The organism is Ruegeria sp. YTSB088, from assembly GCF_059609825.1.
Map to the genome: position 1 here is coordinate 36,758 of NZ_JBXWMM010000004.1, position 18,801 is coordinate 55,558.

The following is an 18,801-nucleotide window of genomic DNA, read 5'->3' on the forward strand; positions in this document are numbered from 1 at the left end:
CACCGCCATGAGGGACTGTCAGCCCGGTCAGTGATTTTCTCAGTTTGTGAGGACTTAATCCATCGTTCGAGTTCGCCGGCGGAGGCTGAGCCAATTCATTCGCCGACGTTGTCAAACCCTTGGCGCCAATGGTGATCTCTTCACAATCATCCGAGACATTGCGGAACAGATCGATCAAGCCGGTAAAGCATGGGTGGTGTCGTCCTACCTTTACCCTCAACAGATACGATCCGGTTTGGGTGGACAATGTCGTGAGGTGCTTATCTCTGCAAAAAAAGCTGCTGAATAGCCTTCACCGTGCAGGTTCAACTTCTCAATCCTGACATTATTCGATTGCAGGTTTTCCCACTGCGCAGTTACTCGCCCAACAGACGCGACAGGTGTTCTGAACCCCTGCGCAAGGTGTCGAGAAATGACATCAGACTGCCAACATCATGCCGTTGCGTTGGGGCATGAACTGAAAGCGTGGCGACAAGCCTTCCCTGCGCGTCCTGTACTGGCACCGCGATTGCCACCATACCTGCCATGAATTCTTCGTCGTCGGTGGAGAATCCCCGCTCGGCCGTCATCTTGATTTCGCTCAGCAAAGACTCCGGCTCTGTCAACGAACGGGTGGTCTGCTGTTTCAGTTTTCCCGCCGACAAGAACCCGTTCAGAGTTTTGGGGCGCAAGGTGGAAAGGTACATCTTGCCACTGGCCGTGCAGTGGAACGGCACTTGGGTTCCGATTGGCAATTGGATCCGTAACGGCCATTTGGTTTCCACACGGTCGAGGTAGATCATGCCTTCTCGATCCGGGATGGCCAGATTGCATGTTTCGCCCACTTCGTCCGCCACACCGCGCAGGATGGCAAGACGCGCGGTCCGCAGATGTTCGGCGGACATGGTATTCACGGACAACAGCCGCAATCGTCTGCCCGGACCATAAGACCGTCCGTCAAGATCACGTTGCAGAAACCCCTCTGCCTCTGCCGTTTGCAGCAAACGATGGATTGTGGGCTTGGCCAATCCCAATGCGTCGATCAGGTCCGAGGGTTTGACCGCCACCCCGCGCCGTGCCACCTCTTCAAGGATCAGCAACAGGCGCAGGTTGGTGGGTATCTGAGGTTCTCGGTCTTTTGTATCCGTCTCGGCCATTCCTTCACATTCTAGTTATTTGGCAGTAGGATCAAGGCCAGTTCGGGGACCAGCGACACCAATATCCAGACTGACAACAGGGCCACCAAGTAAGGCACCGTGTAGCGCAGCAACCGGAAGTACGGCACACCCGTCACGCCCGAAGCTACATAAAGGTTAAGCCCATATGGCGGCGTAATAAATCCGATGGATGCCCCGACAAGGAAAATCACCGAGAAGTGAATCGGGTCGACTCCGACCGAGGCCGCTATCGGCGCGAGGATCGGGGCCAGGATGATCGTGACCGGAAGGCTTTCCAGCACCATACCCGAGAAAAAGACAATCACCATCGATGTGAACAGAACCGCATGGTACCCCCCCATGGAGGTCACGAAGTTTCCGATTGTTTCCTGAGCACCAAGCAGCGACAGGATTTGCTGCATCACCACCGAAATTGCGATCAAAGGTGCCAGGATACCCGTAATCTGGGCAGACCTGATAACGATTGAGGGGATCTCAGGAATCGTGAAACCTTCGACCACAAACATTTCAGCGAAACTCTTTTCGGTTGGCGGAATATCGTTCCGGGCCCCCATGATCCGGTTGATAGGGTGGCTGACCAGCCCCGCAATGACACAAAAGCCCACGGTCACACCCGCGGCCTCTGTCGGAGAGAACTTGCCAGTATAAATGCCCCAGAGCACAAGACCGATGGCGAAAAAGCCGAGCCAGGCACCAAAGGCGGTCTTCAGCACCCGGTTCAATTGCAGTGGGATCAGATAGCCCCACCCGTTCATGCGGCAGATGATCCAGCACGCCAGCTGCATCCCGATGACCATCAGCGCACCGGGCAGAATACCGGCGACGAACAATTCGGAAATCGGGAGGTTCATCAGAAAGCCATAGACGATGAAGATGATCGAAGGGGGGATGATGATACCGACCGTACCGCCCGCAGCAGCGGTCGCTGCGCTGAACCGTTCGTCATAGCCGCCTTTTACCATCTCGGGATGAAGCATCGACCCGATGGTCGCCGTTGTGGCTGAGTTCGACCCGGAAATCGCCGCGAAAAGCCCGCAGGCACCCAGCGATGCCATTGCCAGTCCACCACGTATCCAGCCCAGGCAGGCATAGGCAAAATCACTGAGCCGTCGCGCGATACCGGATTTGTTGATCAGGTCTCCGGTCAGGATGAACAGCGGCATCGCCAACAGTGCGAAGCCCTTGTTGAAGACGTTCAGCAGTTCGGCCCCCATATTGTCCAGTGTCAGACCAAGGACAAAGGAACATCCGATGACCCAGTAGCCGATAACCAGCAGCACCGGCACGCCCAGCATGAAGAGAAAGGTGACCCCCAGCGAGATTAGTGTAACAAGTGTTCCGTCTGTCATCAGTCTGCCCCGATCACGGCCTGCTTGATCAGCGGCTCGCCTGTTTTCCAGTTGTGCAAGTCATCCGCGAGGTTTTGAAACACGCGACCGACCATCAAAAAGAATGACAATGGTGCTGCCAGCAGGAACCACCACTGCATGATATTGTCCGTGCCCAGAACGATCTGAAAGTTCGAGGCCGAAAGCGCCACCAGCCGCGAGGTGGTCACAATAACAATCACCGCAAAGATGAACCACAGCACGGCGTCCAGGAACAGGCAGGCCAGTTGCCCGCCACGGGGCATGGCCGTACGGAATTCGCTGAAACTCAGATGCGTTCGTAGTCGCACGTTGTAGGAAGCACCGAACCAAGCCATTACCATAAACAGAAGCGGAGGAATGGTAGTGGACCAGGGTTCTTGATCGTTGAAAACAAACCGGTCGATCACGCCCCAGAAAATGATCAGCGCAATAGCAAGATAAGAGTACACCATGACCGAACGTTCCAGATGACGCTCGATCAACGGGACTTTTCGATAGATCAGCATGACCAGCAAACCCCCGATCGCGGCAACGACCGCACCAACGATCCAAGCGGCGTCGGATTCCAGAGCGATTTGTATCTCAAATGAATCCTGGCTAAGAAAAGCGCTGAAAATTGCGCCAATGTCTGCCCAAAGTGACATGAAGCCCGTCCTCCCAGTCGGTATTGTTTGAACCGGCCCGTTTGGGCCGGTTCTGGCAGTCTAATCAGGCCTCGCCCTTCCACCAGCGGCGCGGCTCGACGTTTTCTGGCAGCGTGTCCGCAGGAATCTCGCGCGCGATGTCGTAGATCTCCTGGTAGGTATCGATGCCACCGGCCCACTTGTTCAGCCGTTCGCGCCACTGCGCCCACGGTTCTGGGTTAAAGTTCGGGGCACACATTTCTTCGGCCAGCTTGATCTGGTCATCCGGAAGGAAGGCTGGGCGTACGCCGTTTTCCGCAAATATGGTATGCGGCAGTTGCGGATCCGAGAAACCAACGGTGTTCAGCAGCGCCGCCTCGTTCGCGCCCTGGATCAGGGCTTGCGTGAAGTAGGACGACTCCATCACAGCATCCTGCAACTCGCCGCCCAGCCCGTCGAATACTTTGGCAGACATCGAGGTATGTTCTGTGCCGCAGAAGAACTTCAGGTTCACGGATTGCGAGACCACAGGTGCCATGTTCGCATACGCCACCGCCGAAGCCCAGGTTTCCGCCCCGTCGATTAGACCGGTTTTGAGCGCATCCAGCGTTTCTTCCCATGCTACCGGCACAGGGTTCAGATTCAGCAGTTGCATTGCGATCCGACCCAGCTGCGTGCCCGTCACGCGGTTCTTGGTGCCAAACAACTCTTCAAGCTTGGTCACGGTCGGCTTGTCGGCAAAGGTCGAGCCCATTTGCAGTCCGCGCAGTTCGCAGTGGGTGAACAGGAATTTCAACCCGTGCCGCTTTTCCAGCGGGTCGCGCAGGATGCGCTGGCTGGCCGGGCTGTAGAAGAAATGATACTGCGCCGCACGGCTCGGGAACATGTAGGCATAGTCCAGAACGTTCAGATAAGGCGCACCGCCGGCCGAGTTTTGGGTCGAGGCTGCGTATATATCGACGATTCCCTGCTGCGTTTTCTCAACGCAGCTGAGTTGTCCGCAGATCTGGTTGTCGCCGATGAACTCGATCCGAATCTCACCATCGGTCCTCTCTTCCAGATCGCGCGCGAATTCGATGGCTCCGGCGCGTTCAATCAGAAGGTTGCGGGTGTTGAAGCCCGAAGCACCGAATTTCAAAGTGTGCTTTGGTTCTTTAGAAAAGCGTTTTTCGTAAGTGGATTCTGCCGCTTGCGCCAGATTTGCCAGGCTCATCGCCCCGCCAAATCCTCCTGCCGCAAGTAGCGTCGAGCTCATGCCGTAACGACCCGCCACCCGGAAAAAATCCCGCCGCGAAATACCACTCAGTTTTCGACCAATCTCCATTGCTTACCTCCCTGTTCGCAATTATTGAGACGTTTTGTATCAAAAAAGACTAGTATAATTCTTGCATCTTGCATAGAGTTTTTTTCAACGGCGTTGGAAGGAGGCGGTCATGGAAGTGGATTATGCGGTAGTTGGCGCGGGGTCTTCGGGTTGTGTCATCGCCAACCGGCTCAGCGCCGACCCCAACACAACCGTCGCGCTGTTGGAGGCCGGCGGCCGCGACACCAACCCCTGGATCCACATCCCGGTTGGCTATTTCAAGACCATGCACAACCCTTCGGTGGACTGGTGTTACAGGACCGAGCCTGATCCCGGTCTGAACGGGCGCTCGATCGACTGGCCGCGCGGGAAAGTGCTGGGCGGCTCATCCTCACTGAACGGTTTGCTCTATGTGCGCGGCCAAAAGGAAGATTATGACCGCTGGCGCCAGATGGGGAATGTCGGTTGGGGTTGGGACGACGTGCTGCCGCTGTTTAAACGCAGCGAAGATCAAGAGCGCGGCGAAGACCCGTATCACGGTGTCGGCGGGCCGCTATCGGTGTCGAACATGCGCATTCAGCGACCGATCTGCGACGCATGGGTCGCGGCAGCACAAGCCGCCGGATACCCTTTCAATCCAGATTACAACGGCGCAGATCAGGAAGGCGTAGGGTACTTTCAGCTGACCACCCGCAATGGCCGCAGGTGCAGTTCAGCCGTGGCGTATTTGAAACCAATTCAAAACAGGCAAAACCTGAAAATCATCACGAACGCACTGGTGACACGCATAAAGCTGGATGGGAAACGGGCGACCGGACTTGTCTATAGGGATCGCGCAGGCAATGAGATAACCCTCAAGGTACGGCGCGAAGTCATCCTGTCCGGCGGTGCAATCAACTCTCCTCAAATTCTGATGTTGTCGGGTATCGGCGACCCAGACCACCTGAAGAAAAACGGGATCGATCCGGTACATGCCTTGCCCAGTGTCGGCAAACGACTGCAAGATCATTTGCAGGCCCGTCTCGTTTTCAAATGCAATGAGCCCACATTGAATGACGAGGTGCGCAGCCTGATCAATCAGGCCCGCATTGCGCTCAAATACGCGTTGTTCCGCGCAGGTCCGATGACCATGGCAGCCAGCCTTGCAACTGGATTCATGAAAACACGCCCGGACGTGGAAACGCCCGACATTCAGTTCCATGTGCAGCCGTGGTCCGCCGACAGCCCCGGCGAAGGCGTACATCCGTTTTCCGCCTTTACCATGTCCGTGTGCCAGCTGCGGCCGGAAAGCAGAGGTGAACTACATCTGAACGGCCCGGACCCATCACAGCATGTAAAGATCATTCCGAACTATCTGTCGACGGAAACGGATTGCCGGACCATCGTCGACGGCGTGAACATCGCCCGCAGAATCGCTCAGCATAATCCGCTGGCATCGAAGATTTCCGAAGAGTTCCGCCCGACATCTCAACTCTCTGCCGACGATTACGAGGGCACTCTGGACTGGGTCAGGTCGAATTCCGTTTCGATCTATCACCCAACGGGGACCTGCGCGATGGGTACGAATGAAACCGCAGTCGTAGATCCTGCGCTAAAGGTTCACGGCATCGAAAACCTGCGGGTCGCGGATTGTTCGATCATGCCCGAAATCGTCAGCGGCAACACAAACGCCCCCGCGATCATGATCGGAGAAAAGGCGAGTGACTTACTTGCCGCCGGAACATAGCGCAGCACGCTCCGTGTCCAAATGCCCAGGCAATCCGGGCAACTTGGCTTGCATATCTTCGGGATATTCGGATGATACCATCCCTGCCCTGATTTACCGCGGAGGCGGCGTCAGCCATAGCGCGGACATCCCATAGTTGGAATTCTTCAACTCCTGTTTGGCAATAGCCTGAAGATGAACCTCGTCAGGACCGTCGGCGTAGCGCAACGCCCTGGCCCAAGTGTAACTGTCGGCCAATGGCGTGTCAGGCGTCATGCCCATAGCGCCAAAAACCTGCATTGCACGGTCCGTAACCGTTGCATGCACCTGGGGCGCTACCACCTTGATCAGAGATATTTCACGGAACGCCTTTTTCGCGCCCACCTGATCTATCTTCCAGGCCGCCTTCAGGGTCAACAGCCTGGCCTGTTCGATCTCTAACCGGGATTTCGCGATCCATTCGCGGATCACGCCTTGTTCCGAAAGTTGCTTGCCAAAGGTCTTTCGTTCCTGGGCGCGTTCCACCATCAAGTTCAGTGCCATTTCCGCCGCCCCGATCGAGCGCATGCAATGATGAATACGCCCCGGCCCAAGCCGGGCCTGAGCCAGCGCAAAGCCGCTGCCCTCTTCGCCCAGCAGATTGCCGACCGGGACGCGCACGTCCTTGAAAACTAGTTCAGCATGACCTTCGGGATCGTGCATGTTCAGGATCGTCGGATTGCGCACGATCTCCAAACCGGGCGTATTCTTTGGAACGATGATCATGCTTTGCTGTTTATGGCGATCGGCGTTTGGGTCGGTTTTGCCCATGACGATGAACAGTCTGGTGTTGGGGTGGCAAGCATTGGTGATAAACCACTTGCGGCCATTGATGACGTATTCATCACCCGCGCGCCGGATAGATGTCGTTATGTTGGTCGCGTCCGAACTCGCCACATCCGGCTCGGTCATGGCAAAGGCCGAGCGAATCTTGCCGTTCATCAGCGGCACCAACCACTCTTCGCGCTGCTCGGGCGTGGCGAACATATGCAGCAGTTCCATGTTTCCGGTATCCGGCGCGTTGCAGTTGAACACTTCCGACGACCAGCTCACCTGCCCCATCATTTCTGCCAGGGGCGCGTAATCAAGGTTGCTGAGCCGCGTACCGGGCTCATCATCCCGCAAGGAGGGCAGGAACATGTTCCAAAGCCCCTCGGCGCGGGCCAGCGACTTGAGGTCTTCCATGAACGAAACTGGGAAATTGCCGACTTCTATTTCCTCTTTATGGTCGCGAATGCGCGGATAGATGTGCGCCTCCATAAAGGCTTTTAGCCGGTCGTGCATTTCTTCGGCGCGTGGCGATGGAGCAAAATCCATAGTGATCCTCTTCAGTGAGTTGCAGCGGCGACTTCGTCGAGCGCCATTTGCGCCAGAGGGGCCACCAGGTCCTTGAACGCCATCGCGTTCTCGTTCGATGCATTTCCCGCCAGAGCACGACTATAAACACCCTGAGCAATCGCAGCCATCCGGAAGAAGGAAAACGCCAGATAGAAGGTCCAGTTTTCAATTTCTGGCAGTTCACGCAGCGAACAATACCGGTCGATCATCTCAGCTTCGGAAGGGATATTCAAAGCAGCCCGATCCAGCCCTTGCAACCCCCGGATCAGACCGGTCGGCGGCAACCGGAGACAGACACAGAAATATCCCAGATCAGCCATCGGGTGGCCCAGCGTCGACAGCTCCCAATCCAGAACGGCAGCGATCTGCGGGGTATCCGAAGCGAAGACAAAATTGTCTATGCGAAAATCGCCGTGGATCAGACTAACCGAACCGTCACCATCCGGCAGATTACGGGCCAGCCAGCTCATAAGCCGCTCCATCTCGGGAAGGTTGTTGGTTTCCGCAGCGCGATACTGTTTGGTCCAGCGGCTGTACTGGCGTTCGAAATAATTTCCCGGCTTCCCGAATTCAGACAGACCGACGGCACCTATGTCAACCGAATGCAGCGCAGCCAGAACGCGGATCATTTCGTCAAAAATCGGACGATGGTCCGCCACGTCCAATTCAGGGAGCGTCGGGTTCCAGAAGATCCGCCCCTCCTCGAAGCTCATGACATAGAACATGGAACCGATGACATCCGTGTCCTCACACAGCACGTAAGGTTTGGCAACCGGAACCGCAGTGCCATGAAGTGCCTTGAGAACACGATATTCCCGATCCACGGCATGGGCCGAAGGCAGCAGGTCGCCCGGCGGTTTGCGGCGCAGCACGTATTTCGAACCACCGGCCTTCAGCAGATAGGTTGGGTTCGACTGCCCACCTGAAAACTTCCGATAGGACAACGGACCGGCGAAGCCTTCGATGTGGCGCCCCAAATATGTCGAAAGCCGCTCGGTATCGAGTTCGAGGCCGGATGATGTCATGCACAAATCTCCGTTTTCCGCCGGGATGTCTTACAGCTTACCGCCACCAATGACATTTGTGAAATTTACTTGCATGATCGTCAGCATAAATCTGGTGAATGACATGACGACCAAGCTCAATAAGATCGACCTGAATCTTTTTGTTGTTTTCGACGCCATCTATACCGAGCGAAACCTGACCCGTGTTGCCGAACGCCTGTCGATCACACAACCGGCCGTCAGCAACGCCCTGACCCGGTTGCGCAAGACACTGAACGACCCGCTTTTCGTGAAAACCGGCACGGGGATGCAACCCACGGCCCTGGCAGAGAGCATTTCGGACAGGATCTCAGCCGCTCTCCACCAGTTGCAAGCCGCATCGGCACAGGGTGAACGGTTCGACCCGTTTACCAGCAAACGGCTGTTCCGGGTCAGTTTGGTCGACCTTCACAGCCTCATCATCCTGCCCGGGCTTTTGTCCGGGTTTCAAGGCACGGCACCGCAGGTCGAACTCAGCCTCGTGCGTATCCCCCGCCGGGATACGCGCAAGGCGTTGCAGCAGGGCACGATCGACATCGCGTCGGACATTCCGATGCCGGACAGTTCGGATCTGATCAGCCGGACCATCATGAAGGACCGTTACGTCTGCGCCATGCGGCCCGACCACCCGCTGGGTTCGGGCCCATTGACGCTGGAGCGTTATCTTCAGCTGACACATCTGCATGTTTCCTTACGACCTCAGGGGGCAAGTCCGGTCGACATCGTCCTGCGCAAACTGGGTGCGCGGCGCAAAATCGGGCTTCAGATGCAAAGCTATCTGAACATCCGGGACATTCTGCACAAGACAGATATGGTTGCTACGCTGACCGAATGCAGCGCGCGTGAAATGGGGCTGCGCATGTTGAGGTTGCCGGTTGAAGTGCCTCCGATCGAACTTCGCCTGTATCGGCATATCCGTTCTGACGGCGACGAAGCAGTGCAATGGATGTTCGACCAAATCGCAGGTCGCACTGGCAGACCAAACGATTGGGAACAGCATCAAATGGTCGATCAGAGTAGTGACTGAACTATAAGCAACATGAGTCGGCAGGATATCAGAGGAGCTTGCCTTCCGATCCTCGAAACCGGGAAGTCGAAAACTTCACGTGTTGATCTGACTCTCAGACTTTTTTGGGTAATGCGTCATACGTTGCCTGAAGATAAGCAAAGCCGTATCTTCGATCAGGCTCCAGATGGGTCCCCTCTGCCCACTCGTTCCATGCGTTTATGAAAACGATTTTTTCGTCAGCACTGTATTTTTCCTGCGCAAGAACCTGACGACACAAATGTTCCGTCCAGCGCCTGTAGGCATCGATTGAAAACCGGCCCATAATCCGAGGAGCATCCTGATTGCGCGCGGTATTGTCCCAGGAAAGCGTGGAGGACCGAAACAACTTGTATTCAGGTTCCGGCTTTTGAAGCTCTGCCTCGACCACGGCTTGATAATCCAGAACGGCTCCCGTGAATTCTGGATTGTAGATCCCCATCTCATCCGTGATGTCGGTGCGCTTTACCTGATGCGGAGGGAACTCCATAGCAGCGTCGAAACCCAGTTTCTCGGGGTCGCCAATATCGAAAGTCTGGGCAGCGATGAGATACAGGTCCGATTCGCCCCAGCTCTGCGCCTCTTTTCGCCATGCTGCGGTTGTTTCTTCGATATTCGGTATGATGTTCGCACGGTAAACGATGAAAACCGGCTTCCCATCAATCCGAATGTAGCGCGGATCATCAAAGTATTTGCGTATATGGCGGAGAAGGTTCAGGGAATCCTCGATCGAATGGTTCTGCGCGATAAGAACGTCATGCGCCCGCCCGTCCCATCGGCGCGTCCAGTTTTCATTTGCCCATGTCAGGCAAAAAGGCATGTCAACCTCCGGATTGCCCAACATTTGTTCGAGCGGGTGTTCCATCAGGGTCTTTCCGCCGAACCAATAGTAGTAATAGGAGAAGCCTCCTATCCCGTAAGATTTCGCGATCCGCGCCTGTTCGACCATGATCTCTGGCAACCGCAAGTCGTAGTAGCCCAGATGAATAGGACAGTGAGGCTGGTAATGGCCCGGGTAATTCGGAACGGCCTTTCCGACATTGGTCCATTCGGTAAAGCCTTTACCCCACCATTCATCATTCTCTTTAAATGGGTGAAATTGCGGCAGGTAATGCGCGATCGCCCGTACTGCGGGATCAGCTTTCGCAGGCGGGTCGAAAGGTTTGAACTCTTCGGCCTGACCAACGGCTTCAAATCCCTGCCTGTTTGATTGCCCCGGTTTGTCCCAACCCCGTTTGGGGTCTCTTTTCTTGGCTGAATTTCTGAACCGCCTTGCCGTACGTGGCGACAAAGGTGGGCTGAGTTTCGACGCCGCGGTCAGCAAATAGTAAAGCAGGGTATCTTTGAGGGACATGCAGTTTCTCGTACTAAGGCGCGTCGTGCCGACTATGACAAAGAAAACCTTTTTTTCTACGCAAAGCACGAGACAGAGTTGCATGACAAGTACTTGGAACTTTCATGCAACTCAATCCAGCGTGGTTTTCTATTTTGTGCGGGCCGCGGACAGCCATTGCTTCAGCAACCGACCGCTGACCGTATCGCGCAAAAGACGGAAAGCCCGTTTGGCCAATGATTTATTGGCACCATATGGAACGGGTTGCGCGTGACCTTGGGTGGCTTCGCGACGGCGCGAGATCTCGGGCACACCCACATGCGTCCAGTCGGTCAGCTTTGACCCCTGTAGAGCGGCTTTAGTCGCGTGTAAAAACGCGTGCCCATACTCCCGATCCGGTTCAAGATGACATCCTTCCGCCCATTCATTCCATGCATTCACGAAAACGAAACGTTCCTGGTCAGGAAAATCCTGAGCGGTTTTGCGCAAGGCTTGCGAGAGCCAATATTCATAGTTCTGCGGCGTTCCGTTCGAAACAATCATGGCATTTTCTTTCCGCCGGGCAGTGTTGTCCCAGGACGGAAAAACCGATCGATGAACGTTGTTTTCCGGTCCATAGTTGTGACCCAGGTACTGTTCTGCGATCGCGGAAAAGTCGACGCAATGGCCTTGGAAATCGTCGAACAAATCCACCTCTGGCGAGAGGTTGGGCACGTTGATGCTGTGGGGCGGGAATTCCACACCGGAATCAAACCCGTATGACGCGTAGTCCCAGTTACGGTGCGTAAGCGCACAGGCCAGATGTATTTTGGGGATGCCAACAGACGCGCAATAGTCTCGCCAGACCTGAACGGTTTTGCGCGAATTCTTCAAATGTTGTGGACGATACACAATCAGGAACGGAGCGCCATCTACTGTTATGTAGCGAGGGTCACGAAAAAAAGGCTCGATCGACTTAATGAATTCCAGATCGTCTTCGGGATTGTACTTCTGCTCAATGAGGATCTCGTGTTCAGCCGCATCCCAGCGGCGCGTCCAGTTCTCATTCGCCCAGCAAAGACAAAACGGCATATCGCTTTCAGGATCCGCAAGCATTTCGTCGACGGGACGTTCGAGCAGTCGCTTTCCGGAAAACCAGTAGTAATGGTAGCAGAATCCATCAATTCCGCTGGCTTTGGCCATTTCAATCTGCTCAAGCCGCGTTTCACGGACCCGCAAGTCATAGAACCCCAGATCTGTAGGAAGATGAGGTTGATAGTGCCCGGTGAAAAGTGGCTTGGCTTTTGCGACATTTGTCCACTCGGTGAAGCCCTTGCCCCACCACTCATCGTTTTCCGGGATCGGATGGAACTGAGGTAGGTAGAAGGCAATAGTCCTGATACTGCCAAATTCACGATTGGCGATGCTCGTGGACATTACTTCTTCAACCCCAACATCCGCGCAAGCGATTTTTTTTTCTTCTTGGCCAGTGGGCCCGGATCAACACGCGAACCTGTGCCTGAGTTAACGGGACCGATCGTTGATTGCAGGTCAACGTCCTCGGACAGAGGCAAACCAGCCATCATGTTGGTCCAATGCTGTCTGGTTTCTTCATCGGGTTGTTCGACGGGTAAACCCATCAGGTAGATATCATTTACCGCGCGTTCTTTGGGGACCGATCTGCTCACGACTTGGAACACATGAGAATAGCGATTGCGCTGCAATGCAGCCTGAACATCCTGAGGCAAACGACTCCACCGGTGGCAAAACTCCGTCATCTCTGGCGAACGAACCACAAACTCGGCTTGTTCAATGCTCATACCCTGCGAAGACAGCAGGTGCTGAACATTTTTGATGCCGAAAAACCGGACATGGGTTCGATCCAACAGGCCCCAGTCACGATACTCGAAATCTTCATCGACAAGACAACCAGCAATCGCTGCATGGCCAACATGCGGCAGCGAAAGAATCACCGACCCCGTGTCGTTCAAAAGCGATTTCATGCCTGAAAGAACGCTCCACGGGTCGTAAACGTGTTCCAGAACGTCTGCAGCGATCACATAATCGAAAACCCCGTCTTTTTCGCGAACGATGTCACTCCATGAATCATCGTTGAGATCCATCGGGTACACCGAACGGGCAAACGGTTTTAGCTTCTCGATCGCCGAAGGGTCGATCTCAAGCGCCACAACATCACATTCCAACGTGCCGGAAAGATGGCGCGTGATCGAACCAGGCCCGGCCCCGATCTCAAGCACCTTGGAACCGGGCTTTACCATGCGCAGCACACGTGCAGGTGCTACATCACTATTTATATCAATGTCGTATTCGTAAGTGTGTCTATCGCTCACTGCGATTCTTCCGTGATGCTTATTTCGTGCTTCAATTCGGCTGCTATATAGTTTGGTCTGGTTCTGCAATCCCCAATACCAAACCGATACATGAGGCTTCAGATGTTATACCCAGATAATACTCAGTTTCGGCGGTTACTGTTGCACAAAACTTCCCCGGCAGCAATGACCCCTCGCCTGGGGCCATTGACAACGAAGATTCTCCGCAACCACTTCCAAAGTAACCCTTTTAGACTGAATTGTGGTTCGAAACCCGTTCACCTCGGAGAGTCGACATACGCGTGACTGTCGAGACGTATTTCGTGGTTTCCTGCCGCGTTCCATCAGAGGCATGCTTGAAATAATTGCATAGTTTCCGCAGCTTACCGATATCGCGGAAGGTTGCGATTTAGGCAGTATGATGTCTGTCAGATGCGCGCTTGGTACAGAGCGCGCACCCTTGCGTCTGCAACCATCTGCAACACTTACGGTGCACCGCATGCGCATTACTCTGGCAAATGGATTGCACCGGGATTCCTATATCGCTTTCAAGGCGTGCTGCTACTTCCTGGTTTCAAACTGACGACAGGCAACAATCTGCTCACTCACCTCATTTGTCGGAAATCGGAAAACCACAAAGACGCACATCGCACTGCTCAGAGCAAAAAGCCCAGCACTTCCCAACGTGTTTTCGCCAACCTGCCACCCTCGTTGATCGGTTTTATGTCCTGGCTTCACCGGTTCAAACCGCTTCAAATACTTCACAGATTGTTGTCGCTGAGCGGACAGGGCCACAGAGTGCACTCTGCAGCCCAGACCTGTCACACTGGAACCGGGGTTGACCCTAACTGTGTTTGAGAGGAAGTAACAATCAGGTCCATTCCACAGATACGGCAGGCAGGATTGTCACAGATTACGATCATAAGCGTTTGCTACAACAGCACCGGGGTCCTGCCTGAGATGCTGAGTTCGATCCCCGAAGGCGTGCCCACGATTCTAGTCGACAATGGGTCGGATGATATTGAAACGGTGCGGTTATTGGCAAAGGCACACGACGCAACTCTGGTCGAAAGCCCTGAAAACATTGGATTTGGCCGCGCCTGCAACCTTGGTGCCGCCAAAGCAACCTCGGACCTGCTTTTGTTTCTGAACCCGGATTCTCATTTGTTGCCCGGAGCGTTAGACGCTCTGCAAGAGGGGGCCGACAATCATCCGGATGCGTCAGCATTCAATCCTGCTATTCTCGACCGGAAGGGGGCACCTCGTTTCAGGCGCTACAGTGTGATCATTCCCCGAAATGAGACCCTGCCCAGGAAAACAGCCAATTCCGACTTTGAATTGCCGGTCCTCGTCGGCGCCGCGTTTCTTGTCCGCCGCGAAGCATTCGAAGCGGTTGGCGGGTTTGATCCCGAGATCTTTCTGTATCATGAAGACGATGACCTGAGCCTGCGGCTCAAGGCTGTCTGCGGTCCACTGTACTATATTCACAACGCTCAGATGCGCCACGCCAGAGGCAAGTCTTCTCCAGGAAGCCCAGCCATCGCTGGCCTGAAAGGCTGGTATATGGGGCAATCGAGAGTTTATGTCGCCCGCAAACATGCAGTCCCGATGGCTTTTGGTCGAGCTCTGGCATCGGCGCTTCTGCAAATGCTGTCACCGGTTGTGTTGTTTTCAGCGAGAAAACGCGCCAAACAATGGGCCTTCTTGCGCGGCGTTTGGCATGGTCGGAATGCCCGACCAGCCCCGTTCAGGCCTTGATCACAAAGCGTGAAGCAGTTTGCGGCCCAAGCAAAATCCAGCCTGAACACGTAACCATGAGACAGTTCCCGGCCTAGCTCAAAAGACCCTTCAGATAGGTGCCGTACGTGGACTTGGCGAACAGGCGCGCGCGCGTATCAAGAGCCTCGTCGTCGATCCAGCCATTCGCCCAGGCAATTTCATCCAGGCTGCCGGTCTGCATACCCTGACGTTCCGTGATCGTGCGCACGAAGTTTCCCGCATCCAGCAAAGACCCGTGTGTGCCGGTATCCAGCCAGGCAAAACCGCGCCCCATGGTCTGCACATCCAGCAAACCTTCGTCCAGATACATCTCCAACAGCGACGTGATTTCCAGCTCGCCGCGATCTGACGGTTTGACCTCAAGCGCGCGGGCCGGAGCATCGCCATCCAGAAAATAAAGACCCGTCACCGCGTAGTTCGACGGAGGTACCTTTGGTTTTTCGACGATCGCGCGGGCTTTGTTTCCTTCGAAATCCACAACGCCGTAGCGTTCGGGATCAGCGACCCGATACGCAAAAACCGTACCGCCGCGCTCCAGTTGATCAGCCTCGAGCAGCAGGTCCGGAAGGCCATGTCCGAAGAAAATGTTATCACCCAGAATCAACGCAGACGGGGCACCATCCAGAAAATCTTCGGCCAATGTATAAGCCTGCGCCAGACCATCAGGAGACGGTTGCACAATCCAGGTCAAGGACAACCCATATTGACTGCCATCCCCCAACAGGCGCTGAAACTGATCCTGATCCTGAGGGGTGGTGATGATCGCGATTTCGCGGATCTGCGACAGCATCAAAACACTCAGAGGGTAAAAGATCATCGGCTTGTCGTAGATCGGCAGCAACTGCTTCGATATCGCCATGGTAATCGGGTAAAGCCGGGTTCCGGACCCACCGGCAAGAATAATGCCTTTGCGCTGCATAATCTGTCCTTTCAAGGTTCAGCTGGTCGCTGACTTCAATTCGCTCAATATCTCGGCCAGTCCAGCTTTCCAGTCGGGCCTGTGAATTCCGAACACATTTTCAAGCCGCGAACAGTCCATACGTGAGTTCAGCGGCCTGGGCGCAGGCGTTGGGTACGCTTCGGTTGGAATATCTTCGATCTGAACCGACAAGCCGGATTGAGAAACAATTTCACGGGCGAAATCCGCCCAGCTGGCATCGGGTGCACCGGAATAGTGGAACACGCCGCCTTTGGCTTCGGGGCCGGCCTTGGCCATTTCAAGCAAGGTGTCGGCAATGTCGGCAGCAGGTGTTGGCCCACCGATCTGATCTGCGACAATGGTCAGCTTGTCACGGGTCTCTGCCAGTCGGATAATGGTCTTTACAAAGTTCTTTCCGTGGGCCGAAAAAACCCAACTTGTGCGCAATATGGCGTGCTGTCCACCAGCCGCTGCAATCTGGCGTTCGCCGTCCAGTTTGGTTTGACCGTAGGCTCCCAACGGCCCGGTCGGATTATCGGTGCTCCAAGGGGTCGTTCCAGAACCGTCAAAAACGTAGTCTGTGGAAATATGCAGAAAGGGCAGGTCTCGGGCCGCGGCGGCACGCGCCATTGCTCCGGGTGAATCTCCGTTGATCCGCTTCGCCAACTCTCTTTCTTCTTCGGCCTGGTCTACGGCAGTATAGGCTGCTGCATTGATGATCACGTCCGCATCCGTGTTCCGGATGGCTTCTGCACATTGCGTCGGATCCGACAAATCCGCCGCGGCGCGATCCAGAGATTCAACCAAGACATCATGTGCCTGTCCGCGACGTCGCAACTCGGTCGCCACCTGCCCCCTGTGGCCGAATACCAGCGCCTTCATTTGGCAACACCCAGTCGCTCACCCACACCGCTGCGGGCCTGCAGGGCGTTTAACCACGCGCTGTTTTCAAGATACCACTGGACTGTCTGTTCCAAACCGGTTTCAGGCGTATAGGAAGGGCGCCAGTTCAGTTCTGTGCGAATCCGGGTCGGGTCAATGGCATAGCGCTGATCGTGACCGGGGCGATCAGCGACGAACGTGATCAAATCCGCATAGGGAGTTTCACCCGGCTTGAGGCGATCCAGAATTGCGCATAGCATTCTGACAAGATCAAGATTGGTCATCTCATTCTCGCCACCGATGTTGTAGCTGCGGCCCAGTTCGCCCTTTTCGAGAACCAGCAACAGGGCTTCGGCATGGTCGTCGACGTGCAGCCAGTCGCGAATATTGTCACCTTTCCCGTAAATCGGGATCGGTTTGCCTGCCAGCGCGCTGAGGATGACCACGGGGATCAGCTTTTCCGGGAACTGGTAAGGGCCGTAATTATTGGAGCAATTGGTAAGAACCACTGGCAGGCCGTATGTTTCACGCCACGCCCGCACGAGATGATCCGATCCCGCTTTCGAGGCCGAATAAGGTGAGTTCGGCTGGTATGGGCTGTCTTCGGTGAAAAACCCAGTTTCACCCAAGGATCCAAAGACTTCATCGGTTGAAATATGATGAAACCGGAAATGCTCGGGTCGGCCTGCACCCACCCAATAGGTGCGTGCGGCTTCCAACAATACATAAGTACCGGTCAGGTTCGTGTCGATGAACGCTGCCGGGCCATCGATCGAACGGTCAACATGGCTTTCAGCGGCCAGATGCATGATCGCGTCGGGCTGGTGCGTGTTCAGAATTGCCGACATCGCGGCCGCATCCCGGATATCCGCATGTTCAAAAACGTATTCCGGCGCATCCGCGACAGCGGCAACATTGTCCAGACAGGCCGCGTAAGTCAGGGCATCGACATTGACGACCGAATGCCCATCGGCAATCGCGCGACGGATAACGGCAGAGCCGATAAAGCCCGCCCCGCCCGTAACCAGAATTTTCATTGTGTGCCCTCGAATACGAAAGGTGATTCAATTTCGCGCAGAAGTGGTGCGATCCGATCTTTCTCGGACAGCTGGGGTTCTGAATTGTTCTGTGGCCATTTAATGCCGATATCGGGATCGTCCCAACGAACCGCACCTTCGGTTTCCGGCGCGTAGGTATCAGAACACTTGTAGACGATCTCGGTCTCCGGCTCCAACGTCACAAACCCATGCGCGAATCCCACCGGAACCAACAGCATCCGCCCATTCTCGAAACTCAGTTCTTCACCGACCCAGTGACCATAGGTGGGTGAGCCTTTGCGGATATCGACCGCGACATCAAACAGCCGCCCACGACCACAGCGCACCAGTTTAGCCTGCGCCTTTGGCGGAGCCTGAAAATGCAGTCCGCGTACCGTGTTCACCGTGCTCGAAAGGGAATGATTGTCCTGAACGAATTGCGTATGAACCCCTTGTGCCGCAAAGCCGTCGGCATTGTAGGTTTCCTCAAAGAACCCGCGATGATCGCCAAAACGCTTCGGGGTAATCAGTTTCACTTCCGGAATGGAAAGCGCCAATATTTCCATTGTTACTTATTTTCATCTCTGTGTTGAAGTCTCGGCCTGCTATGTCACATTTGCTCCACCGACGCCAAGACCTATGTTGTCCGATCAGCAATTTGAGCGGCTTATCGGTTCTAAAGGTCAGGCGATTATCACAGGCAAATTGCGATTCTGGTAGAATCCATTGAAAATACTGGGCCATCTCCACATGAAAACACAGGGATGGAACAGATAACGAAGCCGCAGGCGCGACAACGTTTGGGTCGAAACCAAAAGCACCACGATGTGGGATGGCATTCGAGCGCTGAGCCTGGGACGTATCAATTTGGCCGTAAAAGCCAGCCAGTGCTATCCCGTTGTTAGAGTTACAAGCCTTG

16 protein-coding genes are annotated in these 18,801 nt (G+C 55.1%); 3 read left to right on the top strand and 13 right to left on the bottom strand.

The window, feature by feature from the left end; translation table 11 throughout:
* Window positions 1–356: 356 nt before the first annotated feature.
* The 4 genes from AC2FFA_RS07680 to AC2FFA_RS07695 all read right to left on the bottom strand — a co-directional run bounded on the left by AC2FFA_RS07680 (window position 357) and on the right by AC2FFA_RS07695 (window position 4,474).
* Entirely contained in the window at window positions 357–1,136 is a 780-nt protein-coding gene (locus tag AC2FFA_RS07680) for an IclR family transcriptional regulator (RefSeq protein WP_117873668.1), read from the bottom strand.
* Between the two features lie 11 nt (window positions 1,137–1,147).
* A complete protein-coding gene (locus tag AC2FFA_RS07685; RefSeq protein WP_496672895.1) occupies window positions 1,148–2,506 on the bottom strand; it encodes a TRAP transporter large permease in 1,359 nt (452 codons plus the stop codon).
* Window positions 2,506–3,171 carry a TRAP transporter small permease gene (locus tag AC2FFA_RS07690; protein ID WP_117873672.1) on the bottom strand — a complete coding sequence of 222 codons (666 nt, stop codon included), beginning with the start codon at window positions 3,169–3,171 and terminating at the stop codon, window positions 2,506–2,508. The genes AC2FFA_RS07685 and AC2FFA_RS07690 overlap by 1 nt, the downstream gene beginning before the upstream one ends.
* Window positions 3,172–3,235: 64 nt before the next feature.
* Entirely contained in the window at window positions 3,236–4,474 is a 1,239-nt protein-coding gene (locus AC2FFA_RS07695; RefSeq protein ID WP_117873674.1) for a TRAP transporter substrate-binding protein, read from the bottom strand.
* 109 nt (window positions 4,475–4,583) lie between these two features.
* Here AC2FFA_RS07695 and AC2FFA_RS07700 point away from each other — a divergent pair, with 109 nt between their 5' ends.
* A complete protein-coding gene (locus AC2FFA_RS07700; protein WP_496718460.1) occupies window positions 4,584–6,179 on the top strand; it encodes a GMC family oxidoreductase in 1,596 nt (531 codons plus the stop codon).
* A gap of 93 nt (window positions 6,180–6,272) precedes the next feature.
* Here the strand turns inward: AC2FFA_RS07700 and AC2FFA_RS07705 are convergent, their stop codons facing one another.
* On the bottom strand, window positions 6,273–7,514 hold the full coding sequence (locus AC2FFA_RS07705) for an acyl-CoA dehydrogenase family protein (RefSeq protein WP_496850920.1): 1,242 nt from the start codon (window positions 7,512–7,514) through the stop codon (window positions 6,273–6,275).
* 11 nt (window positions 7,515–7,525) lie between these two features.
* Complete coding sequence (locus AC2FFA_RS07710) at window positions 7,526–8,560, bottom strand: phosphotransferase family protein (protein WP_496850921.1); 1,035 nt, start codon at window positions 8,558–8,560, stop codon at window positions 7,526–7,528.
* A 103-nt stretch (window positions 8,561–8,663) separates the two neighbouring features.
* Here AC2FFA_RS07710 and AC2FFA_RS07715 point away from each other — a divergent pair, with 103 nt between their 5' ends.
* A complete protein-coding gene (locus tag AC2FFA_RS07715; protein WP_496850922.1) occupies window positions 8,664–9,605 on the top strand; it encodes a LysR family transcriptional regulator in 942 nt (313 codons plus the stop codon).
* A 94-nt stretch (window positions 9,606–9,699) separates the two neighbouring features.
* Here the strand turns inward: AC2FFA_RS07715 and AC2FFA_RS07720 are convergent, their stop codons facing one another.
* The 3 genes from AC2FFA_RS07720 to AC2FFA_RS07730 form a co-directional block, all read right to left on the bottom strand.
* Window positions 9,700–10,977, bottom strand: coding sequence for a glycosyltransferase WbsX family protein (locus AC2FFA_RS07720; protein WP_496850924.1), 1,278 nt, complete (start codon window positions 10,975–10,977; stop codon window positions 9,700–9,702).
* A 129-nt stretch (window positions 10,978–11,106) separates the two neighbouring features.
* Window positions 11,107–12,372 (bottom strand): glycosyltransferase WbsX family protein, encoded by a 1,266-nt coding sequence (locus AC2FFA_RS07725; RefSeq protein ID WP_496850926.1) that lies wholly within the window; start codon window positions 12,370–12,372, stop codon window positions 11,107–11,109.
* Window positions 12,372–13,355, bottom strand: a complete 984-nt coding sequence (locus AC2FFA_RS07730) for a class I SAM-dependent methyltransferase (protein ID WP_496850928.1) — start codon at window positions 13,353–13,355, stop codon at window positions 12,372–12,374. The genes AC2FFA_RS07725 and AC2FFA_RS07730 overlap by 1 nt, the downstream gene beginning before the upstream one ends.
* A gap of 813 nt (window positions 13,356–14,168) precedes the next feature.
* Here AC2FFA_RS07730 and AC2FFA_RS07735 point away from each other — a divergent pair.
* On the top strand, window positions 14,169–15,023 hold the full coding sequence (locus AC2FFA_RS07735; RefSeq protein WP_496850930.1) for a glycosyltransferase family 2 protein: 855 nt from the start codon (window positions 14,169–14,171) through the stop codon (window positions 15,021–15,023).
* Between the two features lie 73 nt (window positions 15,024–15,096).
* Here the strand turns inward: AC2FFA_RS07735 and rfbA are convergent, their stop codons facing one another.
* The 4 genes from rfbA to rfbC are packed head-to-tail and all read right to left on the bottom strand — an operon-like array spanning window position 15,097 to window position 18,448.
* The gene (gene rfbA, locus AC2FFA_RS07740) at window positions 15,097–15,963 is read right to left on the bottom strand and encodes a glucose-1-phosphate thymidylyltransferase RfbA (RefSeq protein ID WP_117873695.1); all 867 of its coding nucleotides are present in this window, start codon (window positions 15,961–15,963) and stop codon (window positions 15,097–15,099) included.
* A gap of 18 nt (window positions 15,964–15,981) precedes the next feature.
* Window positions 15,982–16,845, bottom strand: a complete 864-nt coding sequence (gene rfbD / locus AC2FFA_RS07745) for a dTDP-4-dehydrorhamnose reductase (RefSeq protein ID WP_496850933.1) — start codon at window positions 16,843–16,845, stop codon at window positions 15,982–15,984.
* A complete protein-coding gene (gene rfbB, locus AC2FFA_RS07750; protein WP_496850935.1) occupies window positions 16,842–17,882 on the bottom strand; it encodes a dTDP-glucose 4,6-dehydratase in 1,041 nt (346 codons plus the stop codon). Before rfbB ends, rfbD begins: the two co-directional genes overlap by 4 nt.
* The gene (gene rfbC / locus AC2FFA_RS07755) at window positions 17,879–18,448 is read right to left on the bottom strand and encodes a dTDP-4-dehydrorhamnose 3,5-epimerase (RefSeq protein WP_496850937.1); all 570 of its coding nucleotides are present in this window, start codon (window positions 18,446–18,448) and stop codon (window positions 17,879–17,881) included. Before rfbC ends, rfbB begins: the two co-directional genes overlap by 4 nt.
* Window positions 18,449–18,801 lie beyond the last annotated feature (353 nt).